Annotated in this window: 17 protein-coding genes and 1 pseudogene; all 18 read left to right on the plus strand. The window is 61.2% G+C overall.

From position 1 onward, the window contains the following. The first annotated feature begins 59 nt into the window (after window positions 1–59). The 18 genes and pseudogenes from ACUXVE_RS08655 (at window position 60) to ACUXVE_RS08740 (ending at window position 16,986) form a co-directional block, all read left to right on the plus strand. Window positions 60–1,103, plus strand: coding sequence for a virB8 family protein (locus ACUXVE_RS08655; protein WP_445514223.1), 1,044 nt, complete (start codon window positions 60–62; stop codon window positions 1,101–1,103). Continuing rightward, window positions 1,100–1,879 carry a TrbG/VirB9 family P-type conjugative transfer protein gene (locus ACUXVE_RS08660; protein ID WP_176020365.1) on the plus strand — a complete coding sequence of 260 codons (780 nt, stop codon included), beginning with the start codon at window positions 1,100–1,102 and terminating at the stop codon, window positions 1,877–1,879. The genes ACUXVE_RS08655 and ACUXVE_RS08660 overlap by 4 nt, the downstream gene beginning before the upstream one ends. After that, on the plus strand, window positions 1,876–3,138 hold the full coding sequence (locus tag ACUXVE_RS08665) for a TrbI/VirB10 family protein (protein WP_445514224.1): 1,263 nt from the start codon (window positions 1,876–1,878) through the stop codon (window positions 3,136–3,138). The genes ACUXVE_RS08660 and ACUXVE_RS08665 overlap by 4 nt, the downstream gene beginning before the upstream one ends. Window positions 3,139–3,150: 12 nt before the next feature. Further along, window positions 3,151–4,194 (plus strand): P-type DNA transfer ATPase VirB11, encoded by a 1,044-nt coding sequence (virB11, locus tag ACUXVE_RS08670; protein ID WP_132824812.1) that lies wholly within the window; start codon window positions 3,151–3,153, stop codon window positions 4,192–4,194. Between the two features lie 3 nt (window positions 4,195–4,197). Next, entirely contained in the window at window positions 4,198–5,181 is a 984-nt protein-coding gene (locus ACUXVE_RS08675; protein ID WP_445514225.1) for a lytic transglycosylase domain-containing protein, read from the plus strand. A 73-nt stretch (window positions 5,182–5,254) separates the two neighbouring features. Beyond that, on the plus strand, window positions 5,255–5,671 hold the full coding sequence (locus tag ACUXVE_RS08680) for a TrbC/VirB2 family protein (protein ID WP_222389030.1): 417 nt from the start codon (window positions 5,255–5,257) through the stop codon (window positions 5,669–5,671). Continuing rightward, window positions 5,664–5,972 (plus strand): type IV secretion system protein VirB3, encoded by a 309-nt coding sequence (locus ACUXVE_RS08685; RefSeq protein WP_154880788.1) that lies wholly within the window; start codon window positions 5,664–5,666, stop codon window positions 5,970–5,972. Before ACUXVE_RS08680 ends, ACUXVE_RS08685 begins: the two co-directional genes overlap by 8 nt. An 84-nt stretch (window positions 5,973–6,056) precedes the next feature. Then, window positions 6,057–8,504, plus strand: a complete 2,448-nt coding sequence (locus ACUXVE_RS08690) for a VirB4 family type IV secretion/conjugal transfer ATPase (protein WP_154880786.1) — start codon at window positions 6,057–6,059, stop codon at window positions 8,502–8,504. Then, a complete protein-coding gene (locus ACUXVE_RS08695) occupies window positions 8,434–9,372 on the plus strand; it encodes a hypothetical protein (RefSeq protein ID WP_445514226.1) in 939 nt (312 codons plus the stop codon). The genes ACUXVE_RS08690 and ACUXVE_RS08695 overlap by 71 nt, the downstream gene beginning before the upstream one ends. Window positions 9,373–9,455: 83 nt before the next feature. After that, window positions 9,456–10,601 carry a type IV secretion system protein gene (locus tag ACUXVE_RS08700; RefSeq protein ID WP_445514227.1) on the plus strand — a complete coding sequence of 382 codons (1,146 nt, stop codon included), beginning with the start codon at window positions 9,456–9,458 and terminating at the stop codon, window positions 10,599–10,601. 55 nt (window positions 10,602–10,656) lie between these two features. Further along, window positions 10,657–11,160 (plus strand): DUF4189 domain-containing protein, encoded by a 504-nt coding sequence (locus tag ACUXVE_RS08705; RefSeq protein ID WP_222390902.1) that lies wholly within the window; start codon window positions 10,657–10,659, stop codon window positions 11,158–11,160. Window positions 11,161–11,342: 182 nt separating this feature from the next. Next, window positions 11,343–12,039 (plus strand): annotated as a pseudogene (locus ACUXVE_RS08710) (type IV secretion system protein); the annotation flags it as partial. Window positions 12,040–12,073: 34 nt separating this feature from the next. Next, window positions 12,074–12,598, plus strand: a complete 525-nt coding sequence (locus tag ACUXVE_RS08715) for a DUF4189 domain-containing protein (RefSeq protein ID WP_445514228.1) — start codon at window positions 12,074–12,076, stop codon at window positions 12,596–12,598. A 103-nt stretch (window positions 12,599–12,701) separates the two neighbouring features. Continuing rightward, window positions 12,702–13,199, plus strand: a complete 498-nt coding sequence (locus tag ACUXVE_RS08720; RefSeq protein ID WP_445514229.1) for a DUF4189 domain-containing protein — start codon at window positions 12,702–12,704, stop codon at window positions 13,197–13,199. Continuing rightward, window positions 13,153–13,320 carry a hypothetical protein gene (locus tag ACUXVE_RS08725; RefSeq protein WP_195763023.1) on the plus strand — a complete coding sequence of 56 codons (168 nt, stop codon included), beginning with the start codon at window positions 13,153–13,155 and terminating at the stop codon, window positions 13,318–13,320. The genes ACUXVE_RS08720 and ACUXVE_RS08725 overlap by 47 nt, the downstream gene beginning before the upstream one ends. Window positions 13,321–13,638: 318 nt before the next feature. Continuing rightward, window positions 13,639–14,658 carry a hypothetical protein gene (locus ACUXVE_RS08730; RefSeq protein ID WP_445514230.1) on the plus strand — a complete coding sequence of 340 codons (1,020 nt, stop codon included), beginning with the start codon at window positions 13,639–13,641 and terminating at the stop codon, window positions 14,656–14,658. Window positions 14,659–15,375: 717 nt separating this feature from the next. Further along, entirely contained in the window at window positions 15,376–15,912 is a 537-nt protein-coding gene (locus tag ACUXVE_RS08735; RefSeq protein ID WP_032952144.1) for a hypothetical protein, read from the plus strand. A 57-nt stretch (window positions 15,913–15,969) separates the two neighbouring features. Continuing rightward, window positions 15,970–16,986, plus strand: a complete 1,017-nt coding sequence (locus tag ACUXVE_RS08740) for an XVIPCD domain-containing protein (RefSeq protein WP_445514231.1) — start codon at window positions 15,970–15,972, stop codon at window positions 16,984–16,986. Window positions 16,987–17,379 lie beyond the last annotated feature (393 nt).

Here is a 17,379-nt window from a genome sequence, read left to right on the forward strand (position 1 = left end):
CCCCGCGCCTGGCGCAGGGGCGTCGCGCCCATTGATGTTTCAGCAGTACGGAAGAACCCATGTTCCGCAAGAAGGATGCAGGCAACAGCCCCAAGGTCGAGCAGTCGGTCGCCAAGGCGGTCAGCTACGAGATCACCGTGGCCGACATGGCCCGGCGCAGCGAGCGCCGTGCCTGGTGGGTCGCCACCGGTTCGTTGCTGATGTCGCTGGCGCTGGCCGGTGGCTACTACTACATGCTGCCGTTGAAGGAGAAGGTGCCGTTCCTGGTGATGGCTGATGCCTATACCGGTACGGCAACGGTTGCGCGCCTGCGCGGCACGTTCCAGGGCGAGACGATCACCAGCAACGAAGCAGTCAACCGCAGCAATGTCGCCCAGTACGTGCTGGCGCGTGAGTCGTACGACTCGGCGGTGATGGGCCTGCGCGACTGGGAGCTGGTGTTTGTGATGTCCAGCGGTCCTGTCGCCCAGAGCATGCGTCAGCGCTATGCCGGCAACAACCCGCAAAACCCGTTCGTGATGTACGGTCGCGAGAAAGCGATCCGGGTCAAGATCCTCAGCATCACCCCCTTGGGTACTGAGGCGAACGGCAGTTTCCGCGGCGCTTCGGTGCGCATCCAGCGCAGCCTGCTCGACAAGCGCAGTGGCGCGGCGACCTATCTGGACAACCAGCTGGTGACGATGCGCTTCGAGTACAACCAGAACCTGGCGTTGTCCGAACAGGATCGTGTACTCAATCCGCTGGCCTTCCAGGTCACCGAATACCGCGTGGACAACGATTACGCACGTGGCGTGCCGGTGCCGGACGATGGCGCGATGCAGGCGCAGGCGCAGGCGCAGCAGGCCGCGCAGCAGGCCGCGCAGCAGGCACAGGGCATCTATGATCCGAACAACCCTGCCGCGGCAACCATGATTGATCCTGCAACGGGCCAACCTGTGGCAGTGCCAGTCAATGAGCAGGGGCAGCCGATGCAAGGCCAGCCGATGCAGGGCCAACCGATGCAAGGCCAGCCGATGCAGGGGCAACCGATGCAGCAGGGGCAGGCCATGCCGCCGGCGCCGAACAATTCCACCGGAAATGCTGATGGAGCAAGCAACCGATGAGTAGTCGAAAAGTCAGGGGGAGCGCATTGGCGCTGCTGTCGTTGCTGTCGCTGGTGTTTTCCACCGCGGCGATGGCACAGGCGGTAGACCATTACGAGTATGAGAAGGACCGCATCTATCCGGTTCGCACCGGCCTGGGCCTGACCACCCAGATCGAGCTGAGCCCGAACGAGAAGATCCTCGACTACAGCACCGGCTTCAGCAGCGGCTGGGAGCTGACCCGCCGCGAGAACGTGTTCTACATCAAGCCGAAAAACGTCGATGTCGACACCAACATGATGGTGCGCACCGAGACCCATTCGTACATCTTCGAACTGAAAGTGGTGGCGACCGATTGGCGCCAGCTCGAGCAGGCCCGTCGTGCCGGCGTGCAGTACAAGATCGCCTTCAGCTACCCGAACGACACCGTGTTCGGTGTTGCCCAGGAGGCCGTGGAGGAAGAGGCGCAGCCGCTGTTGAGCACAGAGTTGGCCAAGGATCGCCAGTACAACTTCAACTACTCCTATTCGACCAGCAAGGCGAAGAAGATGGGGTGGCTGATTCCGGTCAACGCGTACGACGATGGTCGTTTCACCTACCTGAAACTTCCGAACTCGCCGGAGTACAAGACCGGCATTTTCCCGGCCGTATTCGGCCGTGAGAAAGAGTACGGCGAGGATTTCGTGGTCAACACCACCGTTGAAGGCAACACCTTGATCGTCCACGGGACCTACCCGTACCTGGTCATCCGCCACGGCGATTTCGTCGTTGGTCTGCGAAGGAACGTGAAGAAATGAGCCAGCAGAACACTCCCGGAAGCGATCCAAACAACGGGCGCGACGATAGCCAGAGCCCGTACGGCAGCGTTTCTGGCGCTGCGCCCGAGGCGTCGTCCAATCCCTATTTCGGCAACACCCAGGCCGGCCCTGCGCCGGATCTGGACGCTGGTGCACCGCAGCTGCGCTCGGCCGAGGAACAACGCCTGAACCGCAAGGCGCTGCTGTTCCTGGGCGGCATCGTGGTGCTGCTGGTGGTCATGGGCTTCCTGCTGTTCCGCAAGGGGCAGGAAGACAAGGATGCCCCGGCGGACGTCAACAAGACCGCGCGCGCAGTGACGCCTGAGCTGCCGACGGCTACACCACCGCCGCAGGTTGCTGCCGATCCGATCCAGATGGTGCCGCCGCTACCGCCGCCGCCGCCGCTGGATTCCACCCCGCTGTTCGTTCCCCAGTCCGATTCGGCACGCGAGATGGACCGTGGCCCGACTTTGCTGGACCGTCGCATCGGCTCCGGGAGCGGGGTGGGTGGTGGTGATGGACAGGATGGCAACGGGGGCAATGGCGGCCGCGGCATGGATGAGTACACTCGTGCCATGCTGGCCCAGCTGCCCAACAACCAGGCGGCGCCGGCAAAGGTCCGTCGCGGACCGGACGTGGAAGACGTGTCCAGCGCCAGCTTCATCCGCAGCCCGGATGCCCTGCTGGTGCGCGGCACCTATCTGCGCTGCGTGCTGGAAACCCGCATCATCACCGATATCGCCGGCTATACCTCCTGCCTGGTGACCGAGCCGGTCTATTCGATCAACGGCCGCAACCTGCTGCTGCCGAAGGGTTCGAAGATCTATGGTGCATACGGTGGCGGCCCAACCGGGAAGCGCGTGGAAGTCATCTGGGATCGCATCACGACCCCGAACGGCATCGACGTGGCCATGTCGAGTCCTGGCGTGGACCAGCTGGGTGGCGCCGGTCATCCGGGTCAGTACAGCGCTCACTGGGGTAGTCGCATCGCGTCGGCCCTGATGATCAGCCTGATTGCTGACGCCTTCAAATACGCTGCCGCAGAGCACGGTCCAGAGTCGACCACCGTCGCCAGCAACGGCTTCGCTGTCCGCTCGCCCTATGAGAGCGCCACCGCGCGCACCATGGAGCGCTTGGCCAATGAGGCCCTCAGCGAAGGTCGTCGTCCGCCGACTGTCACCATCAACCAGGGCACGATCGTGAATGTCTACGTCGCAAAGGACGTTGACTTCACCGGCGTGCTGAACCCGCGCCGGTAACCCGGAACCCTCATGGACGCCGAAGTGTCGCCCCTCGCCCTCGTCTCCAGCGATTTCCTGCGCTATCAGTACGAAGTGCTGGGCATCGCCGAGTACATGACTTCGCCTGACGTGACGGAAATCTGCATCAACCGTCCGGGCGAGCTGTACCTGGAGACGCGGGCAGGGTGGCAGCACGTGGATGTGCCGGGCCTGACGTTCGAACGGGCCCGGCAGTTCTGCACCGCGGTGGTCAACGAGAGCAACACTGGTCAGCGCATTACCGATGCCGACCCGGTTGTGTCGCTGACCTTCCCGACCGGGCAGCGTGCACAGTTCGTGATCCCGCCTGCCTGCGATGCGGGCAAGGTGTCGATCACGATCCGTCTGCCGTCCAAGCACACCAAGTCACTTACCCAGTATCACGAAGATGGTTTCTTCAACCAGATTCTTGAGCAGGATGGAAGCCTCAGCGAGCAGGATCGCGAACTGCTGGAGCTGAGGCAGCAGCGTGAGTACGCCGAGTTCTTCAGGCGTGCGGTGATGTACCGCAAGAACATCGTCGTCTCTGGCGCCACCGGTAGCGGCAAGACCACCTTCATGAAGGCGCTGGTCAACCATATTCCGGACAGCGAGCGCCTGGTCACCATCGAAGATGCGCGCGAACTGTTTCTGACTCAACCCAATGTCGTGCACCTGCTCTATTCCAAGGGCGGGCAGAGTGCCAGCAACGTGACGGCCAAGAGCTGCATGGAAGCCTGCCTGCGCATGAAGCCCGAACGCATCATCCTCGCCGAGCTGCGTGGCGATGAGGCGTTCTACTTCATCCGTAATTGCGCGTCTGGTCACCCCGGCTCGATCACCAGCTGCCACGCTGGCAGCCCGGAACAGACCTGGGACCAGCTGGCGCTGATGGTGAAGGCGTCGACCGAAGGTTCGGGTCTGGAATTCAATGTCATCAAGCGTCTGTTGATGATGACCATCGACATCGTCGTGCATATCAAGGCGCATGCGGGTTCGCGCTATATCACCGGTATCGATTTCAATCCTGGGCGCGCCCAGGGGCAGGAGGGCTGAGCGATGTTGCCAGGACTTGAAATGATGGCGTGCCCCGAGATGGCCGTCTCGATGGACGTCATGCAGCACGTCATCAATGTGGAATCCTCGCGCAACCCCTACGCCATCGGCGTGGTCGGTGGTGCACTGGCGCGCCAGCCCAAGGCGCTGGACGAGGCCCTTGCCACCGTGCGCATGCTGGAGGAGAAGGGTTACAACTTCTCGATCGGCCTGGCCCAGGTCAATCGCTACAATCTGGCCAAATACGGCCTGGATTCGTACGAAAAGGCCTTCCAGCAGTGCCCGAACCTGCAGGCGGGTTCGCGCATCCTGGCCGAGTGTTACAAGCGCTCGGGCAAGGATTGGGGCAAGTCGTTCAGTTGCTACTACTCGGGCAACTTCGAAACCGGCTTCCGCCACGGTTATGTGCAGAAAGTGTATGACTCGATCCGTCGTGGACAGCAGGTTGCCTCCAATGGCGTTGCGCCGATCGACGTGATCAATCGTGGTGAGCGCCGTACCGTCAAGGTGGAGCACCACCCGCAACGGGCGTCTCCAGCACAGGCACGCATCGTCGCCCAGGCCAGTACTCCGGTGTATGTGCCGTCCAACGATCCGGCACGAGCCTATACCGTCTATCCGTCCACCGGTGCGATGGCGCGCAGCAGTCTGGTCAATCTTGCCGATCAGGCGCTGTCACGCGTTGTGCTGGGCTCGGTGGATCGAATGATGCAGCCGGAAGGCCCGGCAGGCGCAGGCTATCCGCAGTCGCCGCAGCAGATTCCGCAGCAGAATCCGCAGCAGAATCAGCAAGTCAGGCAGGGGCAGGGTGTGCCTGTCATGCCGCAGCAGCTTCCCGGAGCGGTCGCCGGCGACGATGCCCCGGTCATGCTGCGCCCATGGAGCGAGCGGAACGCACCTGTGGCGGGAAACGGCAACGTATACAACGCGCCAGCGGCAGCGCCGGTGCAACAGATTCCCGCAGGGGATGCGGCCTTCGTGTTCTGACGAAGTCGTGGTACGGCCAGTCCCCCGGCTGGTCGATTCAGTTGTGTTAGTCCATCAACAAGGAAATCAATCCATGAAGCGATCCAATCTCGACCTCGTCCAGGCCCAGCGCACGCTGAAGACCCTGCTGATGGCCACCTTCTTTGCTGGCGCCGTGTTTGCTCCGCAGGTGTTTGCCTCCGGCGCCACCGATTTCGGTGGCACCGACGAAAAGGTCTGCGGCTTCTTCAACAACATCAATGGCCTGCTGAATATTGCCTCGATCGCCGTGGTGACCATCGCGGTCATCTTCGCCGGCTACCAGATTGCGTTCGCGCACAAGCGCATCTCTGATGTCGCGTCGATCCTGATCGGCGGCGTGCTGATCGGTGCCGCAGGCCAGATCGCCCGCATGCTGCTGGGTGATGGCAGCGACGGCAAGTGCGGCGGCGGCGCTGCTGGCGGTATGGCCCTCCACATCCAGAACGCCATCCAGTACTACAGTGCATAAGAACGTTCTGTTCCGGGGTTGCACACGCCCAGCGATGTTTCTGGGCGTCCCCTACCTGCCGTTCTTTATGGTGGCCGGCGGGTTGCTGCTCTTGAGCATGTACACGAACTTCTGGTTCCTGCTGACCATTCCGGTGGCCATCTTCATCATGCGTCAGATGGCCAAGCGTGACGAAATGATCTTCCGGCTGCTGGGCCTGAGGCTGATGTTCAAGCTCCGGGTTCGCAACGTGCAGGAACACGAAGGAATGTGGGTGTTCAACCCGAATCATTACCGCAACAAACCGGCCCGAATGGATTGAGGGCTGGACCGGACCAGGTGGGCGTCGGACGCCCACCTGGTCCACTCCGAATCTTCGTCGGCAGTACCCTTTGGAAGCAGTCGTATGTTCAGCCCAGATACGTCCATCAGCGAATTCATTCCTCTGTCCTCGCATGTAGCCCCGAATGTGGTGAAGACCACGGGCGGCGACTATCTGTTGACCTGGCACCTGGAAGGGTTGCCGTTCGTGGGGCGCGAGGAGTGGGAGCTGGAACATCGGCACAACACCTTCAATCGGTTGCTGCAGACGCTGCGCGCGCCGGATTTCGTCAACGTCGCCTTCTGGGTGCATGACATCCGCCGTCGCCGCACGTTGAAGGGCAAGAGCAGCTACAAGCAGCGCTTCAACCAGGACGTGTCCGACCAGTACATGGGCATGCTGTCCTCGCAGCGCATCATGCAGAACGAGCTGTACCTGACCATGCTCTACCGGCCGGTAGTGGCCGGCAAGCGCTTCGTGGAGAAGTCGGCCAACGTCGACAAGCTCCGCGCCGAGCAGGAACAGGCCGTCGAGAAGCTGATGGAACTGGCTGGCAACGTCGAAGCCGTCATCCGCGACTACGCGCCGTACCGCCTGGGCATGTACGAAGCCAAGAATGGCGTGGTGTTCTCCGAGACCCTGGAGCTCTTCGGCTACTTGATCAATCGCATCGATGAGCCCGTGCCGGTGCTGTCGGCACCAGTGAAGGACTACCTGCCGGTCAGCCGGCACATGTTCTCGGCCAAGACCGGCGACTTCGTGATCAACACGCCCAACGGCGTCAATCACTTCGGCGCCATCCTCAACATCAAGGAGTATGCCGAGGGTACCTACCCGGGCATCCTCAATGGACTGAAGTATCTGGACTTCGAGTATGTCATCACCCATTCGTTCAGCCCGATGGGGCGCCAGGACGCGCTGAAGGTGCTCGACCGCACCAAAGGCATGATGATTTCCTCCGGTGACAAGGCCGTCAGCCAGATCGTCGAGCTCGACCAGGCGATGGACCATCTGTCATCTGGCAACTTCGTACTGGGCGAGTACCACTTCATCATGGCGGTCTATGGCGACAGCCAGGCCAAGCTGTCCCAGAACGTGGCTACCACCCGTGCCGAGCTTTCCAATGCCGGCTTCGTGACCACCAAGGAAGACTTGGCTGTCACCTCGTCGTTCTATTCGCAGATTCCGGCCAACTGGCGCTTCCGCACTCGCCTGGCCAACGTCAGCTCGCTGAACTTCCTCGGTCTGTCGCCACTGCACAACTTCGCCACCGGCAAGCAGCACAACAATCCGTGGGGCGACTGCGTCACCACGTTGCAGACGACCAACGGCCAGCCGTACTACTTCAACTTCCATGCCACCCATCCGTCGGAAAACTCGCTGGGTGAAAAGGCGATCGCCAACACCATGGTGATCGGTAAGTCGGGTACCGGTAAGACCGCGCTGATCAACTTCCTGCTCAGCCAGGTGCAGAAGTACGAGCCATCGCCGACCATCTTCTTCTTCGACAAGGACCGCGGCGCGGAGATCTTCGTGCGTGCTTGTGGTGGTAACTATCTGGCCCTGGAGAACGGCGCGCCGACCGGCTTCAATCCGTTCCAGTGCGAGAACAACGAAAGCAATGTGCAGTTCCTGGCCGACCTGATCAAGGTGTTGGCAGGCAAGCGTGAGTACAGCTCCCGCGAAGAAGAGGATATCTACCGCGCTGTCGAGAGCATGCTTGACACGCCGATGCACCTGCGCAGCATGACCAACTTCCAGAAGAGTCTGCCCAATATGGGGGACGATGGGCTATACGCGCGTATGCGCCGCTGGACCTCAGGCAACTCGCTGGGCTGGGTGTTCGATAACCCGGTGGATACCGTGGACCTGAGCAAGGCCAACATCATCGGTTTCGATTACACCGACATCATCGACAACCCCGAAGTGCGCGTGCCGGTCATCAACTACCTCCTGCACCGTCTGGAGTCGCTGATCGACGGTCGTCCGTTGATCTACGTAATGGACGAATTCTGGAAGATTCTGGACGGTGAGGGTGGCCTGAAGGAATTCGCCAAGAACAAGCAGAAGACCATCCGTAAGCAGAATGGCTTGGGCATTTTCGCGACGCAGAGCCCGGAGGACGCGCTGAAGAGCGACATCTCGGCGGCGCTGATCGAGCAGACTGCCACGTTGATCCTGCTTCCGAACCCGAACGCCAGCAAGAGCGACTACATGGACGGCCTGAAGCTGACCGAGGCCGAGTTCAAGGTGGTCACCGCCTTGGATGAGCGCTCGCGCTGCTTCCTGGTCAAGCAGGGTCACGCGTCCAGCGTGTGCCAGCTCAACCTGCGCGGGATGGACGACATTCTGTCGGTGATCTCGGCGTCCACTGACAACATCGACATCATGCATCGCGTATTGCAGACGGCTGCGGTACGCGCACGAGTGACGGTGGATGAACTGACGCCGGAACAGTGGCTTGAAGATTTCTACAAGAATCGAAAGGGCTCGGGCAAGGCGGCTGTCGCAGCGCGCGACACTGTTACCTGATCCGCGAGACGGCCTGCCCGAAGACTACGAGTTCCGATCAATGGAGACTGATATGAACAATACCAAGCAAACTTCCTCGCCCCGCCGCCGCGGGCCCCGTCTTGCAGCGATGACCGTGGCAGCCATGATGGCGCTCGGCACCGGCAATGTCAGCGCCTGGATTCCCGTGCAGGAGACTGGTACCAGTCTCATCCAGCATCTGCTCAATCAGATCAACACCTACAAGACTGAGGCGACCGCCTACGCGGCCAAAGCGCAGGACGCGGCCGAGTACATCGAGCAGAACACCCGCTGGATCCGCACGCTGGAGCAGTATCGCCAGGCGCTGATCCAGGTGCAGGCGGCGGTGAACAGCTTCGGCATGCCCGACAGCGCGCCGCTGGTGCCGGTGGCGCCGAACTATCTGGTTGCCGAAACCTGCGGCAAGGCGCTGGACTTCAGCCTGGAGTCCGCCTTCAAGGTGTTCGTGTTCAATCCGCAGGCGGATGTGAAGGAGCAGCAGATGCAGATCTGCGTCAACATCCGGATGATGCAGAACCGTAAGTACAACGACGCGATCGATTTCCTGACCCAGACCGTTCCGCGCATCAACAACTCCTTGAACCGCATCCTCAAGATCCGCCTGACCAACAACGATCAGGGCACCGTGCAGGGTGCCGACAGCGAATCGATCCGCACCGCCAATGATATTGCCGCACTTGCCCAGAGCTGGGAAGCACGGATGAAATCCTATGATTCCTATATCGAGGTCATGGAGGCCAACCAGAAGGTGGTGGCGCAGGCCGCATTGAAGGGGGATCCGACCAAGCAGCTGATCAGCGACATGGTCAAGACCACCGCACTGAAGGCCGCGCTCAGCGTCAAGTGATTGCAGGCCGCTAATACGTAGACAGGCGCTGCAAAGCAATGCGGCATTTCATGCAGTAACGGAATTACCAAGGGATTGTGGAAATGACGATCAGGTGGCTGGCCAACTTTGATTTCTCAGGCGGATTGCAGGATCTGCTGGGCTACGCTGTGCGTGTCCAGTCGATCGGCGATTTCGTCTTCTTCAAGCTGATCATGGATTACCTGCGCGACAGGATCAGTGACTATGGCATCGACCTGATGGGGCGCATGATGTCCTGGGTCGGTGGCATTGCCCTGGTGCTGATGACGCTGTGGGTACTGATCCAGGGCTTCCGGATCGTCACCGGCCGCAGCCGCGACTCCATGATGGTGCTGGTGACCAATATGGCGCGCGCGGCGTTGATTGTGAGCGTTGCCACCAGCATGGCGATGTTCGGCAGCAACCTGCAGAAATTCCTCAACGAGGACGTCAAAGGCCTGATCACCCACGTGGTGACCGGCAAGGACCAGCAGCCGGAAGACCAGATCGACAAGAGCTTGGCCTGGATGCAGGTGGCGCTGTCGAGCATTGATGGCATCAAGATCCTGAATGATCCAGGGTTGCAGGCGGACAAGACCCGGGCGCTGTGGTTCATCGGCCTGGGCACGGGCGGCCCGGCGGTCACCGCTGGTGCGATGTTGCTGCTCTACGAGGTCGCGCTGGCGCTGTTTATCGGCCTGGGTCCCTTGTTCATTCTGTGTCTGCTGTTCGACCAGACCAAGCAGCTGTTCCAGCGATGGCTGTTCTACGGCATCGGCACGATGTTCTCGATGGCGGTACTGGCAGCGATGGTATCGATCGCGCTGGACATGGTGATTCGTGTCTCGGCCGCGTTCTGGTCCACCGCCCTGGTCAACAAGTTTTTGCTCGACGGCGCCTCCAGCGACGGCATGACCAGCCAGGCGATGCAGCAGGGCGGCATGGGCCTGATCCTCACGACCCTGATCCTGACCGCTCCCCCAATGGCGGCGATGTTCTTCCAGGGGACCTTGGGTGGTTTCGCGCCATACTCCCAGATCGGTGGATCGGCAGCGGGCCAGCCAGGTCCGCAGGGGCAGCCGCCGGGGTCGTATACGCCGGCAGCACCTGAAAAAAGCGGTGGACAGGTGAGCGATGTCAGCGCAGGTAGGGCGCATGTTCCACAAGTATCGACGACTCCCTCCAGCCAAGGCGTAACACCGGGAACCTATGGCGCAGCAAAAAACTAAGTGGTCATACTCGTAGGACGGAGACGCCGATATGCTTTTCAGTAAATCCAGTTCAATGATTCTAGGCGCGCTGGTAGTAGCTGCAGGCCTTCTCACCCTCTCTGTTGGTGTAAGGGCAGAGGGGCGTTGTCCGCCGGGTCAATATCCAATCGGTGATAGTCGTGCGCCGGGGTGCGCACCCATTCCTGCGGGCGGCGGGACTGCTCCAGAAGCCAGGGCGACAGGCCGCTGGATCAAGACCTGGGGATCATTTGCACTTTCCCCTAGTGGAGAGTCCGGTGTCGCAAATGGCCGACGTCGGAAGGCGGATGCAGAGCGGGACGCTGTGGCGATCTGTTCGCAGGCCGGTGGAAAGAACTGCAAGCCGGCCTTTACCTACAAGAATCAATGTGCGGCAGCAGCTGTTCCCAACGCAGGAAATGGCGGCACATCATTTGGGCGATCAGCCACGCAGGAAGTCTCAAAGGGGCTTGCGCTTAAAGAATGTCAAGCCGGTGGTGGTGACGATTGCCAGATTATTTACTCTGGTTGTACGGAGCCAGAGTTCGAAGCGTTCTAGGATTGTGTCATCTTCATCCGCCGCTGTTGCCCCACTTTCATGGTCAATATTCAACTGAAGGTTCCAGTTGGTGATTGCGCATGCCAAGATATTCCCGAAAGCTGGCTATTGCATTGGAACGCAGCAGCTTAGTAGGCACTAAGCAGGCGTGAGAGGCTGCTTGCTCTGCTTGCAAGAAGGGCATGGCGAGCATTGATGGCATCAAAATCCTGAGCGATCCAGGGTTGCAGGCGGACAAGACCCGGGCGCTGTGGTTCATCGGCCTGGGCACGGGCGCCCGGCGGTCACCGCTGGTGCGATGTTGTTGCTCTACGAGGTCGCGCTGGCGCTGTTCATCGGCCTGGGTCCCTTGTTCATTCTGTGTCTGCTGTTCGACCAGACCAAGCAGCTGTTCCAGCGATGGCTGTTCTACGGCATCGGCACGATGTTCTCGATGGCGGTACTGGCAGCGATGGTATCGATCGCGCTGGACATGGTGATCCGTGTCTCGGCAGCGTTCTGGTCCACCGCCCTAGTCAACAAGTTCTTGCTCGACGGCGCCTCCAGCGACGGCATGACCAGCCAGGCGATGCAGCAGGGCGGCATGGGCCTGATCCTCACGACCCTGATCCTGACCGCTCCCCAATGGCGGCGATGTTCTTCCAGGGGACCTTGGGCGGTTTCGCGCCATACTCCCAGATCGGTGGATCGGCAGCGGGCCAGCCGGGTCCGCAGGGCCAGCCGCCGGGTTCGTATACGCCGGCAGCACCTTCGAATAGTGACGTGCGGCAGACCGAGGTTCATTCAGGAAATATGGTGAGGAACTCGATGCCTCCGAGCTCAACCGGCGAAACAAGAACTGCCCCGAGTACGATAGGTGCTGCCAGATCTAGTGATTAATGCTATTAGTTACATCCGTTGAAGGTGCGTAGCCATGCCAAAAAAATCAGTTGGAAAGTTGATTTGCAAATTGCTCGTTCTTTCGGCACTTTTTCTTGTTGCTGAATCCTCTGTGGCAGAAGGGCGATGCCCGCCTGGCCAGTACCCGATAGGTGACAGTCGGGCACCGGGATGTGCGCCAATTCCTGCGGGTAGCAGCGGAGATACTGGACCCAGAGCGACGGGGCGGTGGATCAAGACTTGGGGCGCCATCGCAATGTCCAATTCTGGGGCATCAGGTGTTTCGGTCGGGAAGGTAAAGAAGAGGGAGGCTGAAAAAGTAGCAATGGTTGAGTGCGAAGCGACCGGCGCACGTGATTGCGACATCGCTTTTACGTACAAGCACCAGTGTGCGGCGGCCGCGACTGCGAGCTCGGGCACTCAAGGTACGAACTTTGGGAGCGGAGAGACTGTTGATGTTGCCAAGAAGGTCGCTACTGAACTCTGTCAGTCTCGAGGGGGACAGAGTTGTGGTGTCGTGTATTCGGCATGCACAGAACCAAAGTTCGAGGCTTTCTAGATAATTTTTTTTGCAGCCGCACCGCGACAATAGGTGCGTTGAAGCGGGATTCTCGGCCTCTTGATCGGATGCGATCTGCCTTCAAGCTTGAGAAGAGGATTTCATGAGGGTTATTTTGATTTTGTTGTTGTGCCTAGTGACATTCTTGACTTTTGCCGAGGGTAGATGTCCTCCTGGCCAGTATCCAATAGGGGACAGCCGCGCTCCAGGCTGCGCTCCAATCCCTGCTGGTGGTGGCGGAGCTGCGGAAGGGCCGCGTGCCACTGGCCGTTGGATAAAGACATGGGGAGCGATTGCAACCTCCTCTACCGGCGCCTCGGGAACAGTCACTGGTGAGGTTAAGAAATCAGACGCCGCGAAGAATGCAGTTTCTGAATGTGCTAGCTCAGGGGCGCGAGATTGCCGAGTTTCGTTTACCTACAAGAATCAGTGCGCTGCGGCGGCTGTTCCTAGCTCTGGAACCCCTGGGACTAGCTTTGGCAGTGCAGCTACGGAAGAGCTTGCCAAAGGCGTAGCTACTAAATTGTGCGATTCCCGCGGCGGACGTGGCTGTGATGTTGTTTACTCAGCCTGCACAGAGCCAAAATTCGAAGCGTTTTGACGCATCGATAGCTGGCATCCCGATGGTGGCGCTGGCTGCAGCGCCAATGATGGCGATCTTCTTCCTGGCTGGCAGCGATGATCTCAATCTCGCCGTACATGGTGTGTCGGCAGCGCTCTGATCGACTGCGTCGGTCAACAAATTCCTGCTCGATGGCGCCTCCAGCGACGGCTTGCCCAGCCAGACGATGCCGCAGCGGGGGCATGGGATTGATCCTCATGACCCTTACTGCGCCCCCCAATGGCGGCATGGGGTTGATCCTCACGACGCTGCGCCGGACCATTGCTAGGGTGCGACTGCTTAGAAACAGGACTCAGTCAACGCAAGATCTCTCGCCATGGACATATCGTGATCACATCAGTCAACGTGACACGGTAGGCTGTGCTGCAAAGCACTATCCGCGTTGCATTGGTCTTCACGCTATTCGAAGGAACGAATCATGCAGAATCCCTCCGCCTTCCGTGTAGTGATGCTAGTCGGCGGACTGGTGCTCGGTTCGTCAGCACACGCCGCCGATAGCTGGGTCATTTTCGCCGGTGGCGACAAGCCCAATCGTGAGGCGTGGGTGGTGGATGCGCAAACGCTCAGCAGCCGCTCGGACCTGATGGCTTTCCTGCAGACCGCCACGCAGGAAGAGCAGAACGCGTACCTGAAGCAATTGCGCCGAAAGAAGCCGCCAAAGCCCGGCGAGCGCGTTGCTGGCCCGGATCCGGTATACGAGATCCAGGTCAATACGGTTTACGAGAACGCGACCAAGCCGAATCGACTGATCAGGAAGTACTCGGTGAACTGTGCGCGTAACACTGTGGCCATGAAGATGAGTCTGGTGCAATGGCGCGACCGTGCAATCGAGGATGTTCCACCGGAGAGATTCGATCCGACCAGCGAGGCGGTCGAGCCGTGGCAGGTGCAACTGGTGCGGTTTGCCTGTCTCGTTGGACCTGACCCCGAGGCCAAAGTGCCCGCGGAAATGATGAAGCGGGGCTTCCTGCCTATCGGTGACGTCGGCCAATCACCCGCGAATTTCGTCTGGGGGAACCTCTGGAAGGACGGCACGCGTCCGGCGTTCACCTATCGGCCGACCGACGCCGAGCTGGACCGTATTGAGCGTAACCTGGAAGCAAACCTGGCACGCGGTCAGCGGGAAACGACCCGCGTGCTGGATGAGTCGGTTCGTGCAGCCAACCGTGTGGGTCGCAACAACCTCATGGACATGTGGATCGGCAAGACCGAGCAGGAGTTCGTGCGGACATGGGGAACGCCGGACCGCGTGGAGAACGGGTCTGATGGATCGCGCACCTTGTACCTCCATCGTGGTGAGCGCGTTCAGGGGTTGAACGTATACGGGCATGTCGTCAGTGACGTGAACAATCGCTGCGATATCACGGTGCTGACGATGGACGGCTACATCCGTGACTACGCCACCCAAGGGGCTACCTGCGCGCAGCAATTGCGCTGACCGCGATTGTCGGCCACGGCCACGGCCTGAGGCTGTCAGGAGGCAGGAAAGCCATGAGACGAATCCAACACGTTTCTAGCCGTGACTTCTGTGGATTGCAGGCCTGCTGCCTTTTCCTGTCTTGGCGGAAGGCAATCGCACGCCGGGCAGGTATCCAATAGGTGGCCAGGGCGTGCCGGGCTGCGCGGCCATCCGGCGAGCATCACGGACCCTGCGTGCAACATCCCGCGCGGGGCGGTTCAATGAAACCGCCAGCGTTGTCGCTGTCATTCCGGAGCAGCGCGCGGTCGTTGTCGCCCTGCTGCAATGCAGCGCGAAGGCGGCATGGAAGCAGATGTCACAGGATCAGTGCAGGATTGCCACCACGGTCTGCACGGCGCGTCTGTTCATCAGGTAAGGCACCGTTCACGCTTAGCCCATTTTTTTTGTGATCAATTCCGCTTTTCGCTTTTCCTGCTCTTCGACGCAATAGACCTCCTCGCGCTAAGCTCTCCTGGCGTCAGAAAAATGACGCTTCGGCGCTACCGATTGCAGGAGCTTTTCCGTCCATGAGGACCCTGTCTGCCCGTCCGACGGGTGACGCTTGCCACCATCGCTGCCACGGTGCTCCCGGAGCTATCATCCGCATCTGCAGGGTGACCGGCGCGGCCGGGCAACGCCACCGTGCCCGTCATCAACGCGGGCATCGGCAAGACGACATTGAAGGAGTGGGAGGGGATGGACGACAGGTTTGGCGCACACATGGACGATGCCCTGGCATTCGTTCCGTCCGGTGCGAACCTGCTGGAAGCCGTCAGGGGCGAGCTCAACGGCGATGGCATCGAGTACCAGCTGCTGGTCATCGACCAGCCGACGCCGGAAGGGCTGGTGCCCGGCCAGCACGGCCCAAACCGGGTGCTGCTGTTGCTGCGCGGTGACGGGCGCGGGCGCTGGCAGCTGGCCGCGCGCAACGACAAGCTGGTGCCGTGTTCCACCCGCGGTGGCCTGGCTGGCGACCCTTTTGCGTATGCAATGGTTGAGGAAGACACCTTCAGTGTGATCACCAACGGCGGCAGCCGCGAGCGCTGGAGCAGCACGTACCGGTTCCGCTACGCATCGGCGGACAAGGCGTGCTGGGTGGACGGGGTGAGACGCAAGGTCGTGGATATCGAGACCGAGGCGACCAACATCCGGGATTTCTCGGTGGCGGAACTGGGCAGGGTGCGGTTCGAGGACTTCGACCCGTCCAGTGTCGCCGAGGTGTCGCTTCCATGAGCCAAGCTCCAACCGGCGGAAAGGAATCCGCGCTGATGAACATCCAGGAGTTGCACTGTGTCGACCGATAGAGAGTCGCAACTGCTGCGGCAGGCGACGAAAGCCGGCATCGACTCCCCCCTTGAACTGGCCAATTTCATGGCCCAGGCAGGGCACGAGTCGCGCGGCCTGAGCCGGCTCAACGAGAGTTTCAACTATACCCGGGGCATCTCGCAGATCCCGGTCGAAGCGGCGTGGCGCAATGGCACCGAGGCGCTGGAGTCCGCGCGCCAGGAAGCCCTGCGAGGGCGTCCGCATGATCTGGCCGAGCTGATGTATGGCGGCCGGATGGGCAACGACGCGCCCGGAGATGCGCTGAAGTACCACGGGCGCGGTTATCTGCCGCTGACCGGCAAGGAAAGCTACGAGCGCGCCGGCAGTGCGCTGGATCTGGACCTGGTCAACCAGCCCGAGCTGGCATCGCAGCCGGAACATGCAGGTCGCATCGCGGTGTGGCAGTGGCAGAACCGCGTTCCGGAACACGCGCGCGAGGACGTGCGCGAGGCGACCTACGCCATCAACGGTGCCGTCAACGGGGTGGAGGACCGACTCAAGCGTTTCGAGGCGTGGCAGCAGAAGCTGACCCCGGACGTGATGGACCGGCTTGCCCGCGGCGAAGTGGGCGAACCTGCACAGTTGCCTGAGCGCGCGCGCGACATGTCCGATCCGGCCCATGCCGGCAACCGGTTGTTCACCGACGCGCGGGGTCATCTTCAGCAGATGGGGCCGCAGAGCGGCCTGCGCAGCCAGCAGGAACTGGACAATGCGGCCGGCGCCCTGGCGTTGAGCGCACAGAAGGCCGGGATGAGCCGTATCGATCACGTGGTGGCCGGTACCGACGGCAGGGCGCTGTTTGCGGTGCAGGGCGTCATGGGGGACCCGGCGATGCAGCGCTCGATGGTGCAGCGTGAGGCCGCTGCCCAGTTGCCGCTCGAGCAGAGCAGCCAGCAGTTGGCGGCTGAAGCCTCTTCCCGACAGGAACAGACCGCTTCGGTCACCCGCGAGCAGGAGCAGAACCGCCCGCGATCGCTGTAATCTGGGCACCGCCCGGCAGGTCGGAGACCGGCGGGCCCATCGCACGACACCGAGCACCCTCGGGTGCCTACATGGATCTCTTTGTAAGGACACAACATGCGAAATACTTTCCTGCGTTCCCAAGTGGCCCAGCGTGGTCGCGCTCCGGCACTGTGGCTGCTGCCGCTGGGACTGGCTGCCGCCATGGCCCACGCACAGCAGGCACCCGACGCCCCGGCGGCTCCCGCCGTCGAGGAGGCGGTGCCAGCACCGGTAGTGGCCGCGGCGGACGCGCAGACGCCCGCTGACGCCGCAACTGATGCCGTAGCTGCACCGGCTCCCGTCGCCGCGGCTGAGCCGGTGCCTGCCCTGGTAGTTGCACCTGTGCCGTCCATGCCCCCGGCGCCCGAACCC

The sequence above is a fragment of the Stenotrophomonas sp. 3(2025) genome, from assembly GCF_052665395.1.

Coding starts and splice junctions, on each gene's coding strand:
- ACUXVE_RS08680 (WP_222389030.1), top strand. CDS start 5,255: ATGAAGCGATCCAATCTCGACCTCGTCCAGGCCCAGCGCACGCTGAAG.
- ACUXVE_RS08735 (WP_032952144.1), top strand. CDS start 15,376: ATGGACGACAGGTTTGGCGCACACATGGACGATGCCCTGGCATTCGTT.
- ACUXVE_RS08725 (WP_195763023.1), top strand. CDS start 13,153: ATGTTGTTTACTCAGCCTGCACAGAGCCAAAATTCGAAGCGTTTTGAC.
- ACUXVE_RS08665 (WP_445514224.1), top strand. CDS start 1,876: ATGAGCCAGCAGAACACTCCCGGAAGCGATCCAAACAACGGGCGCGAC.
- ACUXVE_RS08655 (WP_445514223.1), top strand. CDS start 60: ATGTTCCGCAAGAAGGATGCAGGCAACAGCCCCAAGGTCGAGCAGTCG.
- ACUXVE_RS08720 (WP_445514229.1), top strand. CDS start 12,702: ATGAGGGTTATTTTGATTTTGTTGTTGTGCCTAGTGACATTCTTGACT.
- ACUXVE_RS08675 (WP_445514225.1), top strand. CDS start 4,198: ATGTTGCCAGGACTTGAAATGATGGCGTGCCCCGAGATGGCCGTCTCG.
- virB11 (WP_132824812.1), top strand. CDS start 3,151: ATGGACGCCGAAGTGTCGCCCCTCGCCCTCGTCTCCAGCGATTTCCTG.
- ACUXVE_RS08730 (WP_445514230.1), top strand. CDS start 13,639: ATGCAGAATCCCTCCGCCTTCCGTGTAGTGATGCTAGTCGGCGGACTG.
- ACUXVE_RS08660 (WP_176020365.1), top strand. CDS start 1,100: ATGAGTAGTCGAAAAGTCAGGGGGAGCGCATTGGCGCTGCTGTCGTTG.
- ACUXVE_RS08690 (WP_154880786.1), top strand. CDS start 6,057: ATGTTCAGCCCAGATACGTCCATCAGCGAATTCATTCCTCTGTCCTCG.
- ACUXVE_RS08700 (WP_445514227.1), top strand. CDS start 9,456: ATGACGATCAGGTGGCTGGCCAACTTTGATTTCTCAGGCGGATTGCAG.
- ACUXVE_RS08715 (WP_445514228.1), top strand. CDS start 12,074: ATGCCAAAAAAATCAGTTGGAAAGTTGATTTGCAAATTGCTCGTTCTT.
- ACUXVE_RS08705 (WP_222390902.1), top strand. CDS start 10,657: ATGATTCTAGGCGCGCTGGTAGTAGCTGCAGGCCTTCTCACCCTCTCT.